This is a genomic window from Rhizobacter sp. Root1238 (assembly GCF_001425825.1).
Taxonomy (GTDB): Bacteria; Pseudomonadota; Gammaproteobacteria; order Burkholderiales; family Burkholderiaceae_C; genus Rhizobacter.
The window spans coordinates 86,151-104,332 of sequence record NZ_LMDM01000001.1 but is presented as its reverse complement, the minus strand read 5'-3'; the positions used below and the strand labels follow the sequence as shown (position 1 = coordinate 104,332).

17 protein-coding genes are annotated in these 18,182 nt (G+C 70.0%); 14 read left to right on the top strand and 3 right to left on the bottom strand.

The window, feature by feature from the left end; genetic code table 11:
* Window position 1 precedes the first annotated feature (1 nt).
* Both ASC98_RS00460 and tauA read right to left on the bottom strand, forming a co-directional pair.
* On the bottom strand, window positions 2-796 hold the full coding sequence (locus ASC98_RS00460) for a taurine ABC transporter ATP-binding protein (RefSeq protein WP_056802907.1): 795 nt from the start codon (window positions 794-796) through the stop codon (window positions 2-4).
* Window positions 797-830: 34 nt separating this feature from the next.
* Window positions 831-1,862 (bottom strand): taurine ABC transporter substrate-binding protein, encoded by a 1,032-nt coding sequence (gene tauA / locus ASC98_RS00455; protein WP_056802904.1) that lies wholly within the window; start codon window positions 1,860-1,862, stop codon window positions 831-833.
* Window positions 1,863-2,050: 188 nt separating this feature from the next.
* On the opposite strand from tauA, the gene ASC98_RS00450 reads away from it, so the two are divergent.
* The 9 genes from ASC98_RS00450 to ASC98_RS00410 all read left to right on the top strand — a co-directional run bounded on the left by ASC98_RS00450 (window position 2,051) and on the right by ASC98_RS00410 (window position 11,253).
* Window positions 2,051-2,518 carry a rhodanese-like domain-containing protein gene (locus ASC98_RS00450; RefSeq protein ID WP_056802902.1) on the top strand — a complete coding sequence of 156 codons (468 nt, stop codon included), beginning with the start codon at window positions 2,051-2,053 and terminating at the stop codon, window positions 2,516-2,518.
* Window positions 2,519-2,520: 2 nt separating this feature from the next.
* Window positions 2,521-3,408, top strand: coding sequence for a serine O-acetyltransferase EpsC (gene epsC / locus ASC98_RS00445; protein ID WP_056802900.1), 888 nt, complete (start codon window positions 2,521-2,523; stop codon window positions 3,406-3,408).
* 164 nt (window positions 3,409-3,572) lie between these two features.
* Window positions 3,573-4,502: a family 2A encapsulin nanocompartment shell protein gene (locus tag ASC98_RS00440; protein WP_056802897.1), complete on the top strand. Its 930-nt coding sequence runs from the start codon at window positions 3,573-3,575 to the stop codon at window positions 4,500-4,502.
* On the top strand, window positions 4,502-6,169 hold the full coding sequence (locus ASC98_RS00435) for a family 2A encapsulin nanocompartment cargo protein cysteine desulfurase (protein WP_056802894.1): 1,668 nt from the start codon (window positions 4,502-4,504) through the stop codon (window positions 6,167-6,169). The genes ASC98_RS00440 and ASC98_RS00435 overlap by 1 nt, the downstream gene beginning before the upstream one ends.
* 115 nt (window positions 6,170-6,284) lie before the next feature.
* On the top strand, window positions 6,285-7,658 hold the full coding sequence (locus ASC98_RS00430) for a pyridoxal-phosphate dependent enzyme (protein WP_056802888.1): 1,374 nt from the start codon (window positions 6,285-6,287) through the stop codon (window positions 7,656-7,658).
* A complete protein-coding gene (locus ASC98_RS00425) occupies window positions 7,655-8,830 on the top strand; it encodes a PLP-dependent aspartate aminotransferase family protein (RefSeq protein ID WP_056802885.1) in 1,176 nt (391 codons plus the stop codon). The genes ASC98_RS00430 and ASC98_RS00425 overlap by 4 nt, the downstream gene beginning before the upstream one ends.
* Window positions 8,831-8,944: 114 nt before the next feature.
* Window positions 8,945-9,778, top strand: coding sequence for an ABC transporter substrate-binding protein (locus ASC98_RS00420; protein ID WP_056802882.1), 834 nt, complete (start codon window positions 8,945-8,947; stop codon window positions 9,776-9,778).
* A gap of 73 nt (window positions 9,779-9,851) precedes the next feature.
* Window positions 9,852-10,547: an amino acid ABC transporter permease gene (locus ASC98_RS00415; protein ID WP_056804666.1), complete on the top strand. Its 696-nt coding sequence runs from the start codon at window positions 9,852-9,854 to the stop codon at window positions 10,545-10,547.
* 7 nt (window positions 10,548-10,554) lie between these two features.
* Window positions 10,555-11,253 (top strand): amino acid ABC transporter permease, encoded by a 699-nt coding sequence (locus ASC98_RS00410; protein WP_056802879.1) that lies wholly within the window; start codon window positions 10,555-10,557, stop codon window positions 11,251-11,253.
* Here the strand turns inward: ASC98_RS00410 and ASC98_RS00405 are convergent.
* Window positions 11,199-12,101 carry an AraC family transcriptional regulator gene (locus ASC98_RS00405; protein WP_056802876.1) on the bottom strand — a complete coding sequence of 301 codons (903 nt, stop codon included), beginning with the start codon at window positions 12,099-12,101 and terminating at the stop codon, window positions 11,199-11,201. The two genes, ASC98_RS00410 and ASC98_RS00405, sit on opposite strands and share 55 nt — an antisense overlap.
* Window positions 12,102-12,219: 118 nt before the next feature.
* Here ASC98_RS00405 and ASC98_RS00400 point away from each other — a divergent pair, with 118 nt between their 5' ends.
* From ASC98_RS00400 to ASC98_RS00380, 5 genes are all read left to right on the top strand, one after another.
* A complete protein-coding gene (locus ASC98_RS00400; RefSeq protein WP_056802873.1) occupies window positions 12,220-14,307 on the top strand; it encodes a glycoside hydrolase family 52 protein in 2,088 nt (695 codons plus the stop codon).
* Between the two features lie 266 nt (window positions 14,308-14,573).
* The gene (locus ASC98_RS00395) at window positions 14,574-16,349 is read left to right on the top strand and encodes a carbohydrate-binding protein (RefSeq protein ID WP_157597822.1); all 1,776 of its coding nucleotides are present in this window, start codon (window positions 14,574-14,576) and stop codon (window positions 16,347-16,349) included.
* Between the two features lie 162 nt (window positions 16,350-16,511).
* Window positions 16,512-16,730 carry a molybdopterin-binding protein gene (locus tag ASC98_RS00390; protein ID WP_056802866.1) on the top strand — a complete coding sequence of 73 codons (219 nt, stop codon included), beginning with the start codon at window positions 16,512-16,514 and terminating at the stop codon, window positions 16,728-16,730.
* A 22-nt stretch (window positions 16,731-16,752) separates the two neighbouring features.
* The gene (locus ASC98_RS00385; protein WP_056802863.1) at window positions 16,753-17,364 is read left to right on the top strand and encodes an alpha/beta hydrolase; all 612 of its coding nucleotides are present in this window, start codon (window positions 16,753-16,755) and stop codon (window positions 17,362-17,364) included.
* A gap of 24 nt (window positions 17,365-17,388) precedes the next feature.
* A complete protein-coding gene (locus ASC98_RS00380; RefSeq protein ID WP_056802860.1) occupies window positions 17,389-18,030 on the top strand; it encodes a peroxiredoxin in 642 nt (213 codons plus the stop codon).
* The last annotated feature ends 152 nt before the right edge of the window (window positions 18,031-18,182 follow it).

Here is an 18,182-nt window from a genome sequence, read left to right as displayed (position 1 = left end):
CTCAGTGCACCGCTTCGTCCTGCGCGAACACCGCGCCCAGCACCTGCTCGCGCACCGCGACGAAGCCTGGCAGCGACTTGATCGCCCGCGCCGCCTCGCCCTGCGCATGGCGCCGGCCGAAGTCCAGCGCGCGGTGCTCGACGATGCGCGCCGGCCGGCGCGACAGCACGACCAGGTCGGTCGCGAGGAACACCGCCTCCTCGACGCCGTGCGTCACCAGCACGATGGTCTTGCCGGTGGCCTGCCACACCTTCAGCAGCAGCTCCTGCATGCGCTCGCGCGTCAGCGCATCGAGCGCGCCGAACGGCTCGTCCATCAGCAGCACCTCGGGGTCGGCGGCCAGCGCACGGGCGATGCCGACGCGCTGGCGCATGCCGCCCGACAGCTCCCACACCGGCCGCGACTCGAAGCCCGCCAGCCCGACCAGCGCGAGCAGCCCGCGCGCCCTGTCCTCGCGCGCGGCGCGGCCCCCACCGCGCAGGCGCAAGGGCAGGGCGACGTTGTTCAGCACGTCGAGCCACGGCAGCAGCGCATCGTCCTGGAACACGACACCGCGGTCCGCGCCGGGCCCGGTGATCGGGCGGCCCGAGACCGACGCCCGCCCGCCGCTGGGCGTGACGAACCCGGCGATGACGTTCAACAAGCTGGACTTGCCGCAGCCCGACGGCCCCAGCAGCACCGCCAGCGCGCCTTGCGGCACCTGCCACGAGATGCCATCCAGCACCGGGGTGTTCACAGCCGTGGCCGAGCCTGCAGCACCCCGGTACCCTACAGTGACCGCCTGCAGTTCGACCACGGCGTGAACTCCTTCGTGTCTTTGATCGTGTGTTTCAGCGTGCGGTCGCGACGGCCTGGCCCGCGGCCTTTGCCGCCGCCTGCACGTGCTTCACGCTCACATAGCTGCCGTAGTCGGCCAGCACCTTGTCGACCTTGCCCTGCTCCTTCAGGAACTTCGCGGTGTCGGTCAGCGCCTTCACCGTGCCCCCGCCCAGCAAGGCCGGCGAAGCCTGTTCCGCCAGCGTCGGGAACTTCGAGCCGGCCAGCAGCTCGGGCACGTCGGCGGCATTGGCGCCGGTCAGCTTGACGATCTTGTCGACGTTCGCCGCGTTCGCGACGAAGGCCTTCGCGTCCTTGCGGTAGGCCGCATACGCCTCGCCGGTGATGCGCACGAACTGCGCGACGAACGCCGGGTTCTTCTGCGCGAAGTCGCGGCGCACGATCCAGGCGTCGAAGGTCGGTGCGCCCCAGGTCGCCACCTCAGCCGAGCTGGTCAGCAGCTTGCCGTTCTCCTTGATCTTGCCGAGCGCCGGATCCCACACATAGGCGGCGTCGATGTCGCCGCGCTGCCAGGCCGCGGTGATCTCGGTCGGGCGCAGGTTGACGATGTTCACCTTCTTCGCATCGAGGCCCCAGTGCTTCAGCGCAGCCAGCAGGCTGTAGTGCGTGGTCGACACGAAGGGCACCGCGATCTTCTTGCCGACCAGGTCGGCCGGCTTTGCGATCCCCGAGCCGTTGCGCACCACCAGCGCCTCGGCGCTGCCGATCTCGGCGGCGACCAGGATGGTCTCGATCGGCAGCTCGCGGCTGGCCGCGGCGGCCAGCGGGCTGGAGCCGACGTAGCCGATCTGGATGTCGCCCGATGCCACCGCGGTGATCACCTCGGCACCGCTCTCGAACTTGCGCCATTCGATGGCCTGGCCGGTGGCCTTCTCGTACAGGCCGTCGGCCTGCGCGACCTTGGCGGGCTCAACGACCGTCTGGTAGGCGATGCGGACCTGGGCGACCGCCGAGCCCGCGGTGGCGAACAGGCCGAGTGCGATGGCCAGGGCCTGGGCGATGGATGCGCGACGGGTACTTGTCATGGTTCTCCTCCTCGGTGACTGCAAGACCTGCACGGTACGGCGCAGCACCGCCGAACCGAACGAAGCTTTTCGGATGTGCTCATGCCGGCTGCATTGCCAGCGAATAACCAAGCGCACTTTTCTTCGTTCGCCGCCGCGATTGGTGGCGATAGCCTTCATCCGACATTGATCGACGAAGGAGACCGCCGATGTCCGCAGTCCTCGCAGAATTCCCCCGCCCCACCGTGCTCGAAGAAGCCCGCCAGCGCGCCCGCGACGACAAGCTGCCGTTCGCCGGCAGCCTGTCGCCGGTCGACGCCTGGGCGCTGACGCGCAACGGCCAGGCCGTGCTGGTCGACGTGCGCACCGCCGAAGAGCGCAAGTTCGTCGGCCACGTCGCCGAGAGCGTGCACGTGCCGTGGGCCACCGGCACCAGCCTGACGCGCAACCCGCGCTTCGTGCGCGAGCTCGAAGCCAAGGTCGCCAAGCCGGCCGTCGTGCTGCTGCTGTGCCGCAGCGGCAAGCGCTCGGCCGCAGCGGCCGACGCGGCCACCAAGGCCGGCTTCCTGCAGGCCTTCAACGTCAGCGAAGGTTTCGAGGGCGAGCTGAACGCGCAGGGCCAGCGCGGCCATGCCGACGGTTGGCGCTTCCACGGCCTGCCGTGGCTCCAGGATTGACGATGTCGGCATCCGCCTTCGACGTGGCCGAGGTTGTCGCCGGCCTGCGCGCCGCGCGCACCCGCTGGCGCGAATCGCAACAGCGCCAGCGCGAACCGGGCGGGCGCGAGCTGCCGTCGCGCGAGGCGCTGCAAGGCATCGTCGAATCGCTGCGCGGCGTGCTGTTCCCGATGCGGCTCGGCCCGCCGGACCTGCGGCAGGACAGCGAGGACTGGTACATCGGCCACACGCTCGACACGCTGCTGCATGCACTGTGCGCGCAGGTGAAGCTCGAGCTGCGCCATGCCGGCCGGCACGAGGTCGACGCCGACGACCTGGTGCGCCGCTTCGCCGCGTCGCTGCCTGCGATCCGCGGCCTGCTCGACAGCGACGTGCTGGCCGCCTTCCACGGCGACCCGGCGGCGCGCAGCGTCGACGAGGTGCTGCTGTGCTACCCCGGCATCGACGCGATGATCCACCACCGCGTCGCGCACCGGCTGTACGGGCTGGGCGTGCCGCTGCTGGCGCGCATCGTCGCCGAGCTGGCGCACGGCCGCACCGGCATCGACATCCACCCCGGCGCGACCATCGGCGCCGGCTTCTTCATCGACCACGGCACCGGCGTCGTGATCGGCGAGACCGCGGTGATCGGCGAGCGGGTGCGCGTCTACCAGGCCGTGACGCTGGGCGCGAAGCGCTTTCCCACCGACGACGACGGCAAGATCCGCAAGGGCCTCGCACGCCACCCGCAGGTGGAAGACGACGTGGTGATCTACGCCGGCGCGACGCTGCTCGGCCGCATCGTGATCGGTCGCGGCTCGACCATCGGCGGCAATGTCTGGGTCACCGACGACGTGCCGCCGGGCAGCCAGGTGACGCAGGCCACCACGCGACAGGACCGCAGGCCATGAGCGCGTCATGACCCCACCCCCCGTAGGCGCTTCGCGCCTTCCCCTCAAGGGGGCAACACCGGTGGCCCGGCAAAGCCGGCTCCACGGTGTTCGCTGGATCTCGCACGCACCAGGTCCCTTCCAGACCCTCCCATTCCACGTTCCGTTCTTCAGGAGTTCTTTCCATGGCTGACACCCAGCAACAGCTGGCCCTTGGCGACCACGCCGCCCGGCAACTTGCCAACGCGACCAAGACCGCCCCGACGCTCGCGACGCTGACGCCGCGCTGGCTGACGCACCTGCTGCAGTGGGTGCCGGTCGAGGCCGGCATCTACCGCCTGAACACGGTGAAGAACCCGCAGGACGTGCTGGTGGCCTGCTCGTCGCAGCGCGACGAAGGCGAACTGCCGAGCACCTTCGTCGACTACGACGAGCAGCCGCGCGAGTACTTCCTGAACGCCGTCAGCACCGTGCTGGACGTGCACACCCGCATCTCCGACCTGTACAGCAGCCCGCACGACCAGATCAAGGAGCAGCTGCGCCTGACGATCGAGACCATCAAGGAGCGGCAGGAGAGCGAGCTGATCAACAACCCGGACTACGGGCTGCTCGCGAGCGTCGCCGACGAACAGCGCGTGTTCCCGCTGACCGGCGCGCCGACCCCCGACGACCTGGACGAGTTGCTGGGCAAGGTCTGGAAGGAGCCGGCCTTCTTCCTGACGCACCCGCTGGCGATCGCCGCGTTCGGCCGCGAGTGCACCCGCCGCGGCGTGCCGCCGCCGACCGTCAGCCTGTTCGGCTCGCAGTTCATCACCTGGCGCGGCATCCCGCTGATCCCGTCCGACAAGGTGCCGGTGGCCGACGGCAAGAGCAAGATCCTGCTGCTGCGCGTCGGCGAGAAGCGCCAGGGCGTCGTCGGCCTGTACCAGCCGGGCCTCGCCGGCGAACAGAGCCCGGGGCTGTCGGTGCGCTTCATGGGCATCAACCGCAATGCGATCTCGTCGTACCTGATCTCGCTGTACTGCTCGCTCGCGGTGCAGGTGCCGGACGCGCTGGCCGTGCTCGAGGACGTCGAGATCGGCAAGTTCCACGAGTATCCCGACACCTACAAGTGATGAGCACGATCGACGCGTTCGACCCGTCCGCCATCGCGAAGCTGGCCGGGGAACTCTTCGCGAACTGGCCCGGTGCGGCGCCTTCGCCGGTGCCCTCGGCGCCGGCCAACGCGCACCCGGCTGGCTTCACGCCGCCGCCGGGCAGCACCGGCCCGGCCACGCCGAGCGTGCAGCCGCTCGCGGCGGCGGTGCCTGGCAGCAACCTGCTGCCGAGCTCGCCGCAGCACCCGGCGGCGCTGGCCGCGCAGGGGCCGTCGTCGCTGCCGCATGCGCCGGCCGGCAACGGCGTGCCCGACCTGGGCTACACCGCGGCCCCCGCGTGGGACGGCCGCTTCGGCAGCTCGGCGGCCGGCGCGGCGCCCGCCTCGCCGTCGTTCTACTTCCTGGAGACGCCACGTCACCCGGGCCAGCGTGCGCTCGGCGAGCCGTCGCATGCCGCGCCGGTGAAACCGGCCTTCGACGTCCACGCGGTGCGGCGCGATTTCCCGATCCTGCAGGAGCGCGTCAACGGCCGGCCGCTGGTCTGGTTCGACAACGCCGCGACCACGCAGAAGCCGCAGGCGGTGATCGACCGCATCGGCCATTTCTACGCGCACGAGAACTCGAACATCCACCGCGCGGCGCACGAGCTGGCCGCGCGCGCGACCGATGCCTACGAAGGCGCGCGCAAGACGGTGCAGCGCTTCCTCGGTGCGGCCTCGGTCGACGAGATCGTGTTCGTGCGCGGCACCACCGAGGCGATCAACCTGGTGGCCAAGAGCTGGGGCGCGAAGCACATCGGCGCCGGCGACGAGATCATCGTCTCGCACCTGGAGCACCACGCGAACATCGTGCCGTGGCAGCAGCTCGCCACCGACAAGGGCGCGGTGCTGCGCGTGATCCCGGTCGACGACCGCGGCCAGTTGCGGCTGGACGAATACCGCAAGCTGCTCGGACCGAAGACGAAGCTGGTGGCGGTGACGCAGGTGTCGAACGCGCTCGGCACGGTGGTGCCGGTGCAGGAGATCGTCGCACTCGCGCACCAGGCCGGCGCGAAGGCGCTGGTCGACGGCGCGCAGTCGGTGTCGCACATGCGGGTCGATGTGCGCGCGATCGATGCAGACTTCTTCGTGTTCTCCGGCCACAAGCTGTTCGGCCCGACCGGCATCGGCGTGCTGTACGGCAAGCAGGCCATCCTGGAGGACATGCCGCCGTGGCAGGGCGGCGGCAACATGATTGCCGACGTGAGCTTCGAGAAGACCGTGTACCACGGCGCGCCGACCCGCTTCGAGGCCGGCACCGGCAACATCGCCGATGCGGTCGGGCTCGGCGCGGCGATCGACTACGTTCAGCGGCTCGGGCTCGACGCGATCGCGCAGTACGAGCACGCGCTGCTCGGCTACGCGACGCACGCCTTGCAGCCGATCCCCGGCGTGCGGTTGATCGGCACGGCGGACGACAAGGCGAGCGTGCTGTCATTCGTGCTCGACGGCTACAGCACCGAGCAGGTCGGGCAGGCGCTGAACCGCGAGGGCATCGCGGTGCGCACCGGGCACCACTGCGCGCAGCCGATCCTGCGGCGCTTCGGGCTGGAGGCCACCGTGCGGCCGTCGCTCGCGTTCTACAACACCTGCGACGAGGTGGACCGCTTCATCGCGGTGGTGCGGCAACTCGCGAACCGGCGATAACCCCTGTCGCAGCCCGGATGCCGATCCGGGTTCGTGCGCACACCCCGGATTAGCATCCAGGCTGCCAAGGCGCGTGCTCACGAGGCGCGCGTCCTTCCATTCCAGGAGACCACCGATGAACGCCACCCACCACCCCGCCGTGCTCGACCTGATCGGCAACACGCCGCTGGTGCGCGTCACGCGCCTCGACACCGGCCCGTGCACGCTGCTGCTGAAGCTCGAATCGCAGAACCCCGGCGGCTCGATCAAGGACCGCATCGGCGTCTCGATGATCGAGGCCGCCGAGCGCGAGGGAAAGCTGGAGCCGGGCGGCACCGTCGTCGAGGCGACCGCCGGCAACACCGGCCTCGGCCTCGCGCTGGTCGCGCGTGCCAAGGGCTACCGCGTGGTGCTGGTCGTGCCCGACAAGATGTCGACCGAGAAGGTGCTGCACCTGAAGGCGCTCGGCGCCGAGGTGCACACGACGCGCTCCGACGTCGGCAAGGGCCACCCGGCCTACTACCAGGACTACGCCGCGCGGCTCGCGAAGGAAATCCCCGGCTCGTTCTTCGCCGACCAGTTCAACAACCCGAACAACCCGCTGGCGCACGAGCGCGGCACCGGCCCCGAGCTGTGGGAGCAGAGCGGCCAGGACCTCGATGCGATCGCCGTCGGCGTCGGTTCGTCGGGCACGCTGACCGGCCTGACGAACTACTTCCGCGGCGTGCAGCCGAAGCTCGAATTCGTGCTCGCCGACCCGGTCGGCTCCATCCTCGCCGACCAGGTGCTGACCGGCACGCACGGCCCGGCCGGTTCGTGGGCGGTGGAGGGCATCGGCGAAGACTTCATCCCGCCGATCGCCGACCTGTCGGGCATCAAGCATGCGTACTCGATCCCCGACGAGGAAAGCTTCGCGACCTCGCGCGAACTGCTGCGCGCCGAAGGCCTGATGGGCGGTTCGTCGACCGGCACGCTGCTGGCCGCGGCGCTGCGCTTCTGCCGCGCGCAGACGAAGCCGCTGCGCGTCGCCACCTTCGTCTGCGACACCGGCACGCGCTACCTGTCGAAGGTCTACAACGACAGCTGGATGATCGACGAGGGCCTGCTCGCCCGCACGCAGTACGGCGACCTGCGCGACATCGTCGCGCGCCGGCCCGACGAGGGCGGCGTCGTCAGCGTGACGCCCGACGACACGCTGCTGACCGCGTTCCAGCGCATGCGGCTGGCCGACGTGTCGCAGCTGCCGGTGCTCGACGGCCCGCGGCTGGCCGGCGTGATCGACGAGTCCGACGTGCTGATGCAGCTGCACGGCGACCCGGCGCACTACGCCAACACCGTCAGCTCGGCGATGAGCACCGCGCTGGAGACGCTGCGGCCCGGCGCGAGCATCGCCGCGCTGCGCCAGGTGCTGGACCGCGGCCTGGTCGCGATCGTCGCCGACGGCGATACATTCCACGGCCTGATCACCCGCTTCGACCTCTTGAATCACCTTCGCAAGGCACGCCGATGAGCTCCAAGGACACCCACCAGTTCGCGACCCGCGTGATCCACGCCGGCCAGTCGCCCGACCCGACGACTGGCGCGATCATGCCGCCGATCTACGCCACCTCCACGTACGTGCAGCAGAGCCCCGGCGTGCACAAGGGCCTGGACTACGGCCGCTCGCACAACCCGACGCGCTGGGCGCTGGAGCGCTGCGTCGCCGACCTCGAAGGCGGCACGCGGGCGTTCGCGTTCGCTTCCGGCCTGGCCGCGATCTCGACCACGCTGGAGCTGCTGGACGCCGGTGCCCACATCATCGCGAGCGACGACCTGTACGGCGGCACCTTCCGGCTGTTCGACAAGGTGCGCACGCGCAGCGCGGGCCACCAGTTCAGCTTCGTCGACCTGTCCGACCCGCAGGCACTGCGCGCCGCGATCCGGCCCGAGACGAAGATGGTCTGGGTCGAGACGCCGAGCAACCCGATGCTGAAGCTGACCGACCTGGAGGCCATCGCCCGCATCGCGCGCGAGCACGGCCTGCTGGCGGTGGCCGACAACACCTTCGCGAGCCCGTACGTGCAGCGCCCGCTGGAGCTGGGCTTCGACGTGGTGGTGCATTCGAGCACCAAGTACCTGAACGGCCACTCCGACGTGATCGGCGGGGTCGCGGTGGTCGGCCAGCGTGCCGAAGCCGCCGGCCATGCCGAGCGCCTGGGCTTCCTGCAGAACGCGGTCGGCGCGATCGCCGGGCCGTTCGACAGCTTCCTGACGCTGCGCGGCGTCAAGACGCTGGCGCTGCGCATGCAGCGGCATGGCGAGAACGCCTCGGCCCTCGCCCAGTGGCTGGAGCGCCACCCGAAGGTCGCGCGCGTGCACTACCCCGGCCTCGAATCGCACCCGCAGCATGCGCTCGCGAAGCGCCAGATGCAGGGCTTCGGCGGCATGCTGTCGGTGACGCTGGACACCGACCTGGCCGGCGCGCGCCGCTTCCTCGAAGCCTGCGAGGTGTTCTCGCTGGCGGAGAGCCTGGGTGGCGTCGAGAGCCTGATCGAGCATCCGGCGCTGATGACGCACGCGACGATCCCGGCCGAGCAGCGCGCGCAGCTCGGCATCGGCGATGCGCTGGTGCGGCTGAGCGTCGGCATCGAGGACCTGGCGGACCAGCGGGCCGACCTCGAAGGGGCGCTGGCCCGCATCTGATCGGCAGCATCTAACCGACACGCCTTTGCTTATCCGGATTCAGTCGTTCGCGGATCGAGCGCTGTTCGGTAGGCTGCGAACCCTGATTCCAACCACATGCTGAAAAGAATCCCCATGCAAAAACGCCTGTTCCTGTCCACGCTGGTCGCGGCCGCCGCCGCGGTGTTCTCGGTCGGCGCCCATGCCGACCAGCTCGCCGACATCCAGAAGAAGGGCGAGATCGTCATCGGCGTGCTCGGCACCGACGAGCCGAACAGCTTCGTCGACCCGAAGACCCGCGACGTGGTCGGCTACGAGGTCGACATCGGCCGCGCGATCGCCGCGAAGCTCGGCGTGAAGCCGGTGTTCAAGCAGCTGGCGGTCGCCGCCCGCATCCCCGAGCTGCAGCAAGGCCGCGTCGACCTGCTGGCCGCCTCGCTCACCCACAACAAGGAGCGCGAGGCGCTGATCGACTTCTCGCTGACCACCTTCGTGACCGGCCAGAAGGTGCTGGTGAAGAAGGACAGCGGCATCTCGCAGCTGTCGCAGCTCGCCGGCAAGAAGGTGCTGACCGTCAAGGGCGGCACGCAGGAGCCGAACATCCGCAAGGCGGTGCCCACCGTCGACGTCGTCACCTTCGAGACCACGCAGCAGGCCTTCCTGGCGCTGCAGCAGGGCAAGGGCATCGGCTACGTCAACGACGAGGCTTCGCTGATCGACGACTTCGGCAAGCTCGGCCCGGCCGCGAAGAACTACCTGATCATTCCGCAGAGCATCAGCACCGAGGCGCTGGCGCTGGGCATCCGCAAGGGCGAGGCCGGCGTGAAGGGCGTCGTCGACGGCGTGCTGCGCGACCTCGAGAAATCGGGCGAGGCCGACAAGCTGTTCCAGAAGTGGTACGGGCCGAACACGCGCCTGAAGTTCCAGTCGCGCGATTTCAAGTTTGTCTCCGACAAGATCGACGGTTAAGCTCGACTGAAACCTGAAACGGTGCCTCGCCCCTTCACGGGGGCGGGGCACTTTGCTGTTGGTCTGCTGCCCCGTGCCTTCTTTCGATTTCTCCCTGCTGCTGTCCGGCCAGTACCACGATGCGCTGGTGGCCGGCTTCGTGCTGTCGCTGCAGCTGACGGCCGTCACGCTGGTGCTGGCGGTGCCGCTGGCCACCGCGGTCGCGATGCTGCGGCTGTCGCCGTCGCGGCTGCTGCGCGCATTCGGCGTCTCCTACGTCGAGGCGATCCGCAACGTGCCGCTGCTGGCGCACATGCTGTTCTGGTACTTCGGCGCGCCCGAGATGCTGCCCGAGGCGCTGAAGCAGCGGCTGTACGCCACCAACATCGAGGCCATCAGCGCGGTGATGGCGCTCACGCTCTACACCGCCGCCTACATGGCCGAAGACATCCGCAGCGGCATCCGCGCGGTGCCGCCGGGGCAGATGGAGGCGAGCCGCGCGCTCGGGCTGGGCTTCCTGCAGGCCATGCAGCTGGTGATCCTGCCGCAGGCGGTGCGGGTCACGATCCCGCCGCTGATCTCGCAGACGCTGAACCTCTGGAAGAACACCAGCATCGCCACCGTGATTGGCGTGGCCGAGATGATGTACCGCGCGGCGCAGGTCGAGTCGGCCACGTTCCGCAGCGTCGAGGCCTTCGCATTCGCGACCGCGGCCTACCTGACGATCTCGCTCACCATCACCGGCCTCGCGAGCTGGTACCAGCACCGCTACCCGGTGCGCTCGCGGTGACCTTGCAATGATCGAGCTGATCCAGACCTACTGGCTCTACTTCCTGATCGGCCAGTACCCGAACGGTCCGCTGGGCGGGCTCGCGCTGACGCTGCTGCTGGCGTCGCTCGGGCTGCTGCTGGCGTTTCCGCTCGGGCTGCTGCTGGGCCTGGCGCGCATCAGCGAACACCGCGCGCTGCGCTGGCCGGTGACGGCGCTGGTGTTCGTCGTGCGCGGCATCCCGCTGCTGATGGTGGTGTTCTGGGCCTACTTCTTCCTGCCCGCCGTCACCGGCCACAAGACCGACCAGTTCACGACGATGCTGGTCGCGCTGGTGGTGTTCGACGGCGTCTACATCGCCGAGATCGTGCGCGCCGGCGTGCGCGGCATTCCGACCGGTCAGATGGAGGCGGCGCGCTCGCTCGGCTTCGGCCGCTTCGGCGCGCTGCGCTACGTGATCCTGCCGCAGGCGCTGCGCCACATGCTGCCGTCGCTGGTGAACCAGTTCGTCTCGACGATCAAGGAAACCTCGCTCGGCTACATCATCGGGCTGACCGAGGTGGCGTTCATCACGACGCAGATCAACACGCAGGTGTTCACGAAGCCGGTGCAGGTGTATGCCACGCTCGCCATCACCTACTTCGTGCTGTGCTTCGGGCTGTCCCGCGTGGCCTACACGATGGAGCGACGGCTCGGCGCGACGGCCGCGCCGGTGTCGCGCCGGTAGTCGGCCGGCGCCACGCCGCACCAGCGCTTGAACTGCCGGCTGAAGTGCGCACCGCTCGCGTAGCCGAGCCGCTCCCCGACCGCCGCGATGCTGAGCTGCGCGTCCATCAGCAGCAGCTTTGCGCGGCGCAGCTTCAGCGTCGAGCGGTACTGGCGCGCCGACATGCCGTAGACCTGCCGGAACAGCGCGTTGCCGTGGTCCGGCGTGTAGCCCAGCCGGCGGATCGCCGCCTCGAGCGAGGTCTCGGCGCCGCCGCGCTGCACCTCGCGCTCGATCAGCTCGGCCAGCCGGCCCGCGGTCTGCAGCGCCAGCTGCGGCACCGGGGCGGCGGCGATCTCTTCCTGCTCGAGCCCGCGGGTCAGCGCGGCGAACAGCGTCATCAGCGAGGCACCCAGTTCCAGCCGGTGCGCCAGCGGCGAAAGCGCCGCATGGTCGGCGGCCAGCGCCAGCATGCGCTGCAGCGCCGGCTGCAGCCGCTGCGTCAGCGCGCTGTCGGCGGCGAAGATGCGCGTGCCGGCACGGCACAGCAGGCGCCGCAGCTCCAGGTCGTCGAGGTCGAAGTGCACGCAGTACAGGCGCGCCGCGACGGGCGTGCTCGACGCATGGGCCTCGAACGGCGTGATCAGCAGCAGGTCGCCGGCCTGCTGGGCCAGCGTGCGGCCGGTCAGCCGCACCTGCTGCTCGCCCGACAGCAGCAGGCACAGCTCGAAGTACGGATGGTCGTGGCGGGGATACTGCCAGCGCGGGCCGACGCGGCGCGTGTGGGCGTCGGTCATCGTGACGGTCGTGCGCACGTCCGGCTGCTTGGTGTAGTCCGGCAACGCGGTCTCGGGGCGGACGGGGTACATGGCTCGTGGGGTTGCGGTGGCCGCGGGCTTCGCGGTTCAGGGCAAGCGCATCCCGCTTCGGGACATGGCCGGGCCGGCGCCGCGCTCGCAGAATCGGCACCTTACACCGGGATTGCGCATGAATCGCTTCTTCAACACCCAGCATGCGCCGGTCGGCGCCCACGCCAGCCTGACGCTCGGCTTCCCCGGCGCCCGCGGCGGCATGGACCTGGAGCTGTGCGGCGCGCCCGGCCAGTCGGTGCTGGTGGCGCTCGAATCGGCGCAGCAGCCCGGCGTGTTCGAGACGCTGCCGTTCTGCGAGCCGCCGGACGACGCGGAGCGCCAGCGCTTCGTCAGCGACCAGGGCGACTCGCACCTCGGCGCGTCGGGCCTCGGCGCGCGGCTGTTCGCGCTGGACGAAGTGCAGCGCGAGTTCTCGCTGGGCACCGACCGCTGGCAGGCCGGCGACCTGCGCTTCACGCTGTACACGCCGGTGCGCGACCTGCCCGACCCGGACGCCTGCGCGCCGCTGGACGCGATGCGCGCCTTCGTGCCGGCGGTGCGCGCCGAGATCGAGGTCGACAACCGGGCCGGCACGCGCGCACGGCGGGTCGCGGTGGGCCTGTCGGGCATCGATCCGCTGCGCGGGCTGCGCCACCTGGTGCTCGGGGATCGTGCCGACGGGATCGGCATCGGCGACGGGCTCGAACAGGGCTTCGCGACCGACGCGCCCGGCGCCTGGTCGGGCATCGGCTTCGACCCGCTGGCGGTGCTGGGCGACCGCCACCAGAGCAACCGCGGGTCGATGCTGGGCGGCTGGGGGCTGGTCTGCGCGGAGGTACCGGCCGGCGAGCGCCGCACGCTGCGCTTCGCGTTCTGCTTCCACCGGGCCGGCGTCATCACCGGCGGCATCGCGACCCGCCAGCTCTACAACCGCTGGTTCGATTCGGTGGAGTCGGTCGCGCGCTTCGCGCTGTCGGACTTCGACGAGGCGGTGCAGGCCAGCCGGGCCGCCGATGCGCGGCTCGCGGCCAGTGCACTGTCGGCGGCGCAGCGCTTCACGGTCGCCCATGCGACGCGCTCGTACCTGTACTCGACCCAGCTGCTCGAACGCGACGGCCGCGCGCTGTGGGTCGTCAACGAGGGCGAGTACAACATGCTGAACACGCTCGACCTGGTGGCCGACCATTCGCTGTACGAAGGCCTGCACCACCCGTGGACGGTCCGCAACGTGCTCGACCAGTACGCCGCCGGCTACTCGTACGAAGACGAGGACGGCGTCAGCTTCACGCACGACATGGGCGTCGACGGCATCTTCGCGCCACCGGGCCGCTCGGCCTACGAGCGCGCCGGGCTGACCGGCTGCTTCTCGCAGATGACGACCGAAGAGCTGCTGAACTGGACGCTGTGCGCCGGGCTGTATGCGCACCAGGGCCGCGACCTCGCCTGGGCGCGGCGCCATGCCGCGCTGCTGGAGCGCTGCCTGCAGAGCCTGGAACGACGCGACAACCCCGAGCCGGCGCAACGCAACGGCGTGCCGCGCGCCGACAGCAGCCGCTGCGAGGGTGGGCGCGAGATCACGACCTACGACTGCCTCGACCCGTCGCTCGGCCAGGCCGCCGGCAACACCTACATCGCCGGCAAGGCGTGGGCGGCGTACGTGATCCTGCAACAGTTGTTCGTGCAACTCGACCGGCCGGCACTGGCCGAGCGGGCCCACCAGCAGGCCCGGCGCGCCGCCGCAACGGTGGTGGCCGCCACCCGGGCCGACGGGCTGATCCCGGCGCTGCTGGAGGCGCCCGACGACGATGCGGTGATCCTGCCGGTGATCGAGGCACTGGCCTACCCGTGGTTCGCCGGCTGCCGCGACGCGCTGGCGCCGGACGGCGAGTACGCGCCGTACCTGGCCGCGCTGAAGCGCCACATGAGCGAGCACGTGCTGCGCGAAGACACCTGCCTGTTCGCCGACGGCGGCTGGCGCATCACCTCGCGCAGCGACAACACCTTCCCCGCCAAGGCCTACGTCTGCCAGTTCGTCGCCCGTGAGATCCTGCAGATGCCGCTCGGCACGGTCGGCACGCGCGCCGACGAAGCCCATGCCGCCTGGCAGCTGCATCCGGACCTCAGCGTGCACTGCTGGAGCGAGCAGGTGAAGAACGGGCTGGTGTTCGCCGCCAAGTACTACCCGCGCGGCGTCAGCAGCCAGATCTGGCTGACCGAGGGGTGACCAAGGGTCACACCCGCCGCCTTGTTTGAAACCAGACGTAAGCAGTGCGACAGAATAAGTACCAAAGCAGACCGGTACATAACCAATCTAATACCTGTTAATCGCCTGCATTGGCGTCCGATGGGCACGGCTTGGCGGCTGGAGCCATCACCGTTACGTTTCTGAAAGCGCTCGCATCTTGTTGCAAGACACAGGTCGCTGCCGGTGAAGGTGCCTTCGAAAATTCCCTCAGTGCTTCGTCGTCACAACACTGAAAGGGACAGATCATGAAGAGCGTGGGAATGACCGTGGTGGCCGTGGCCATCGGCGGCTTGTGGTCGCAGGTGCAGGCGGCCAGCCTGCAGCCGGCGACGGCGGCAGTGGCCGCGCAGGCGTCGTTCGACGGCCTGCTGCTGGCCCAGGCCACGACGGCCCCGGCCTGGCAGGAAGGCGTGACCTACACCGCCGGCACCATCGTCAGCTACAACGGCGCGCTGTATGTCGCGCTGGTGACCCACACCGCCTGGGCCGGCACCAACTGGAACCCGGCCGCGACGCCGACGCTGTGGTCGCCGACCGGCGGCAGCGCGCCCGCCCCGGCGCCGACGCCCGCTCCGGCTCCGGCACCGGCCCCCGCGCCCGCGCCGGCCCCTGCGCCGAGCCCGTCGCCCGCCCCGGCCCCCGGCACCTGCGCGATGCCGTGGTCGGCCAGCACCGCCTACAACGGCGGCGCGGTCGTCAGCGTCAATGGCGTGAACTACAAGGCCAACTGGTGGACGCAGGGCAACAACCCGTCGACCAACAGCGGCCCGGTCGGCAGTGGCCAGCCGTGGACGCCGACCGGCAATTGCAGCACCGCCCCGGCGCCCGCACCGTCGCCGGCCCCTGCGCCCGCACCGGCTCCCGCGCCTGCTCCGGCACCGGCCCCCGCTCCCGCGCCCGCCGGCGACCTGCCGGCAGGCGCGCTGTCGGCGAACCAGAGCAAGCGTGTCTACGTCGGCTACTACCCGAGCTGGAGCGACAACTGGTTCGACGCCACCGGCAAGAGCGCGGCCGAGGTCTACACCGCCAGCAAGCTGGCGCGCGTGCCGGCCACCTACACGCACGTGATGGCCTCGTTCGCCGACCCGAACTTCTCGTGGGCCGGCATCGCGACCAACAGCTTCTCGGGCACCGGCATCAACTTCAACGCGACCCCGCGCGACATCAAGGCCGCGATCGACGTGCTGCACAAGCGCAACCAGAAGATCATCCTGGCCGTGGGTGGCGCGACCTACAACAACTGGGGTCCGCTCGCGGCGGAAGGCGCGGCCGGCGGCGGCCCGATCATCAACGCCCTCGCGAAGATCCAGACCGAGATGGGCTTCGACGGCCTCGATGTCGACTACGAAGTCGACGGCGACGTCGACCGCTATGCCAACGCGATCAAGGCGCTGCGCAAGGCCGTCGACCTCGCGGGCGGCGGCCGCGTGCTGACGCTGGCCGGCTGGTCGAGCGGCGCCGACTGCACCGCGGGCACGACGGCCGACTCGCGCTGCGCCGGCAAGATGTCGTACTGGGGCGGCAACGCCGGCCGCGAGCGCGGCGTGGTGCTGAAGTACCCGGCGACGGCGGCGATGCTCGACCTGGTCAACGTGATGAGCTATGACGCCCGCTACGAGCACTACGACGGCGTGGTCGCGTACAACCAGTACCGCAGCCTCTACCCGTCGAAGACCATCGTGTCGATCGGCTTCGAGCCGGCACCGGAAGGCTGGAGCGGCGGCCAGCTGGTCATCAACGACGGCGACGCGCAGTGCGAAGGCTCGCGCATCCTGCAGGACCAGTACGGCGCGACGCTGAACCTGCCGTACTCGGTGCAGCGCTTCACGACGGCGGTGCTGAACAGCACGGCGTCGAACCGCAACCCGCGTGACGGCGCGATGCTGTGGGCCATCATCAAGCCGGCGTCCGGCTCGTGCGGCAGCGCCGCACTGGCAGCGCCCGGCACGGTCGGCCAGAAGGTCGGCAACAGCTTCGGCCTGCCGGTCGACCCGCTGCTGCAATCCGCTGACTGGAAGTAACCAGAGTCTCTCGCCAGACCGAGCGCCTTCTCCCTGCGGGGAGAAGGCGCTTTTTTTTCGTCCGCCAAATTCGCTATCCGCATGACCTGATCCGGTTTCATTCGTTGCGACGGCCGGGCCGCGTGCCCATCATCGATGTTCACTCTCACCCCGAGGTCATTCATGAGCATCACCGCCATCAACGTGCGCAACCAGTTCCGCGGCAAGGTCAAGGAGATCATCGAAGGACCGGTCGTGTCCGAGATCGACGTCGAGACGCCGTCCGGCCTGGTCGTCACGTCGGTCATCACGACGCGGTCGGTGAAGGAACTGAAGCTCGCGGTCGGCAAGGACGTGATCGCGCTGGTCAAGTCGACCGAGGTGTCGATCGCGACCCTCTGACGCGCCGCTGAAGGAGACCGCGATGGCATTCCACGGCAGCCCGGTGCGCGTGCTGGTGATTCCCGGGCTGCGCGGCAGCGGCCCGGCCCATTGGCAGAGTTGGCTGCACAACCACTTCCGCCATTCGCGGCAAGCGGTCCGCGTCGAGCAGGACGACTGGGACACCGCCGACCTCGGGGCCTGGGCCACCCGCATCGGCGAGACGCTCGCCGCCGAGCCGCTCGGCCCGTGGATCGCGGTGGCCCACAGCTTCGGCTGCCTCGCGCTGGCGCAGCACCTGCTGTCGACCTGCGGGCGCAGCGCCCACGGCGTGCGCGGCGCGCTGCTGGTGGCGCCGGCCGAACCGGGGCGCTTCGGGCTCGACGAGCAGCCGCTGCGCCAGCGGTTGCGGCTGCCGGCCACGCTGCTCGCGAGCGACACCGACCCGTGGATGAGCGCACAGCGCGCAGAATCGTTCGCCCAGGCCTGGGGCAGCGGCTTCGTGAACCTGGGCGATGCCGGCCACATCAACACCGACGCGGGCTTCGGCCCGTTGCCGGCGGCGAAGAAGCTGACCGAGTTCCTGATCCACCGCATCGAGCAATCGCGGCGGCCCGAGCGCGCCGAGCTGCACGAGTTCTCGTTCGCCGTCTGACCCATCCATCACCAGGAGAGCACCATGAGCTTGCGACTGGGCGACATCGCCCCCGACTTCGAACAGCAATCGTCCGACGGCCCGATCAGCTTCCACAAGTGGCTGGGCGACAGCTGGGGCGTGCTGTTCTCGCACCCGGCCGATTTCACGCCGGTGTGCACCACCGAACTCGGCCTGACCGCCAAGCTGAAGGACGAGTTCACGAAGCGCAACGTGAAGGCCATCGCGCTGAGCGTCGACCCGGTCGACTCGCACACGAAGTGGATCCACGACATCAACACGACGCAGAAGACGCGGGTCAACTTCCCGATCCTGGCCGATGCCGACCGCAAGGTGGCCGAGCTGTACGACCTGATCCACCCGAACGCCAGCACCACGGCCACGGTGCGCTCGCTGTTCGTGATCGACCCGGCGAAGAAGATCCGCCTGACGATCACCTACCCGGCCAGCACCGGCCGCAACTTCGACGAGATCCTGCGGGTGATCGATTCGCTGCAGCTGACCGATTCGCACAGCGTCGCGACGCCGGGCAACTGGAAGGACGGCGACGACGTCGTGATCGTGCCGTCGCTGCAGGACCCGGAGCTGATCAAGAAGAAGTTCCCGAAGGGCTACACGGCGGTGACGCCATACCTGCGGCTGACGCCGCAGCCGAACAAGCCTTGATTTCCTGACACGCCCGGGCCTGGCACCGATCGGGGATCCCCCGTTCTTGCCAGTCGCCGGGTTCGTGCGGCACACTCGCCCCCGACAACAAGTAGAAACACACCACGTTGGGGGGCGTGCGTCGTCGACGCGCGGCCTCGTTCCCATCTAGC

Excerpts from the sequence above, each read along its gene's own strand:
- ASC98_RS00380 (WP_056802860.1), top strand. The coding sequence starts at position 17,389 with ATGAGCTTGCGACTGGGCGACATCGCCCCCGACTTCGAACAGCAATCG.
- ASC98_RS00385 (WP_056802863.1), top strand. The coding sequence starts at position 16,753 with ATGGCATTCCACGGCAGCCCGGTGCGCGTGCTGGTGATTCCCGGGCTG.
- ASC98_RS00430 (WP_056802888.1), top strand. The coding sequence starts at position 6,285 with ATGAACGCCACCCACCACCCCGCCGTGCTCGACCTGATCGGCAACACG.
- ASC98_RS00400 (WP_056802873.1), top strand. The coding sequence starts at position 12,220 with ATGAATCGCTTCTTCAACACCCAGCATGCGCCGGTCGGCGCCCACGCC.
- ASC98_RS00390 (WP_056802866.1), top strand. The coding sequence starts at position 16,512 with ATGAGCATCACCGCCATCAACGTGCGCAACCAGTTCCGCGGCAAGGTC.
- ASC98_RS00440 (WP_056802897.1), top strand. The coding sequence starts at position 3,573 with ATGGCTGACACCCAGCAACAGCTGGCCCTTGGCGACCACGCCGCCCGG.
- ASC98_RS00435 (WP_056802894.1), top strand. The coding sequence starts at position 4,502 with ATGAGCACGATCGACGCGTTCGACCCGTCCGCCATCGCGAAGCTGGCC.
- ASC98_RS00405 (WP_056802876.1), bottom strand. The coding sequence starts at position 12,101 with ATGTACCCCGTCCGCCCCGAGACCGCGTTGCCGGACTACACCAAGCAG.
- ASC98_RS00410 (WP_056802879.1), top strand. The coding sequence starts at position 10,555 with ATGATCGAGCTGATCCAGACCTACTGGCTCTACTTCCTGATCGGCCAG.
- ASC98_RS00425 (WP_056802885.1), top strand. The coding sequence starts at position 7,655 with ATGAGCTCCAAGGACACCCACCAGTTCGCGACCCGCGTGATCCACGCC.
- epsC (WP_056802900.1), top strand. The coding sequence starts at position 2,521 with ATGTCGGCATCCGCCTTCGACGTGGCCGAGGTTGTCGCCGGCCTGCGC.
- ASC98_RS00450 (WP_056802902.1), top strand. The coding sequence starts at position 2,051 with ATGTCCGCAGTCCTCGCAGAATTCCCCCGCCCCACCGTGCTCGAAGAA.
- tauA (WP_056802904.1), bottom strand. The coding sequence starts at position 1,862 with ATGACAAGTACCCGTCGCGCATCCATCGCCCAGGCCCTGGCCATCGCA.
- ASC98_RS00395 (WP_157597822.1), top strand. The coding sequence starts at position 14,574 with ATGAAGAGCGTGGGAATGACCGTGGTGGCCGTGGCCATCGGCGGCTTG.
- ASC98_RS00420 (WP_056802882.1), top strand. The coding sequence starts at position 8,945 with ATGCAAAAACGCCTGTTCCTGTCCACGCTGGTCGCGGCCGCCGCCGCG.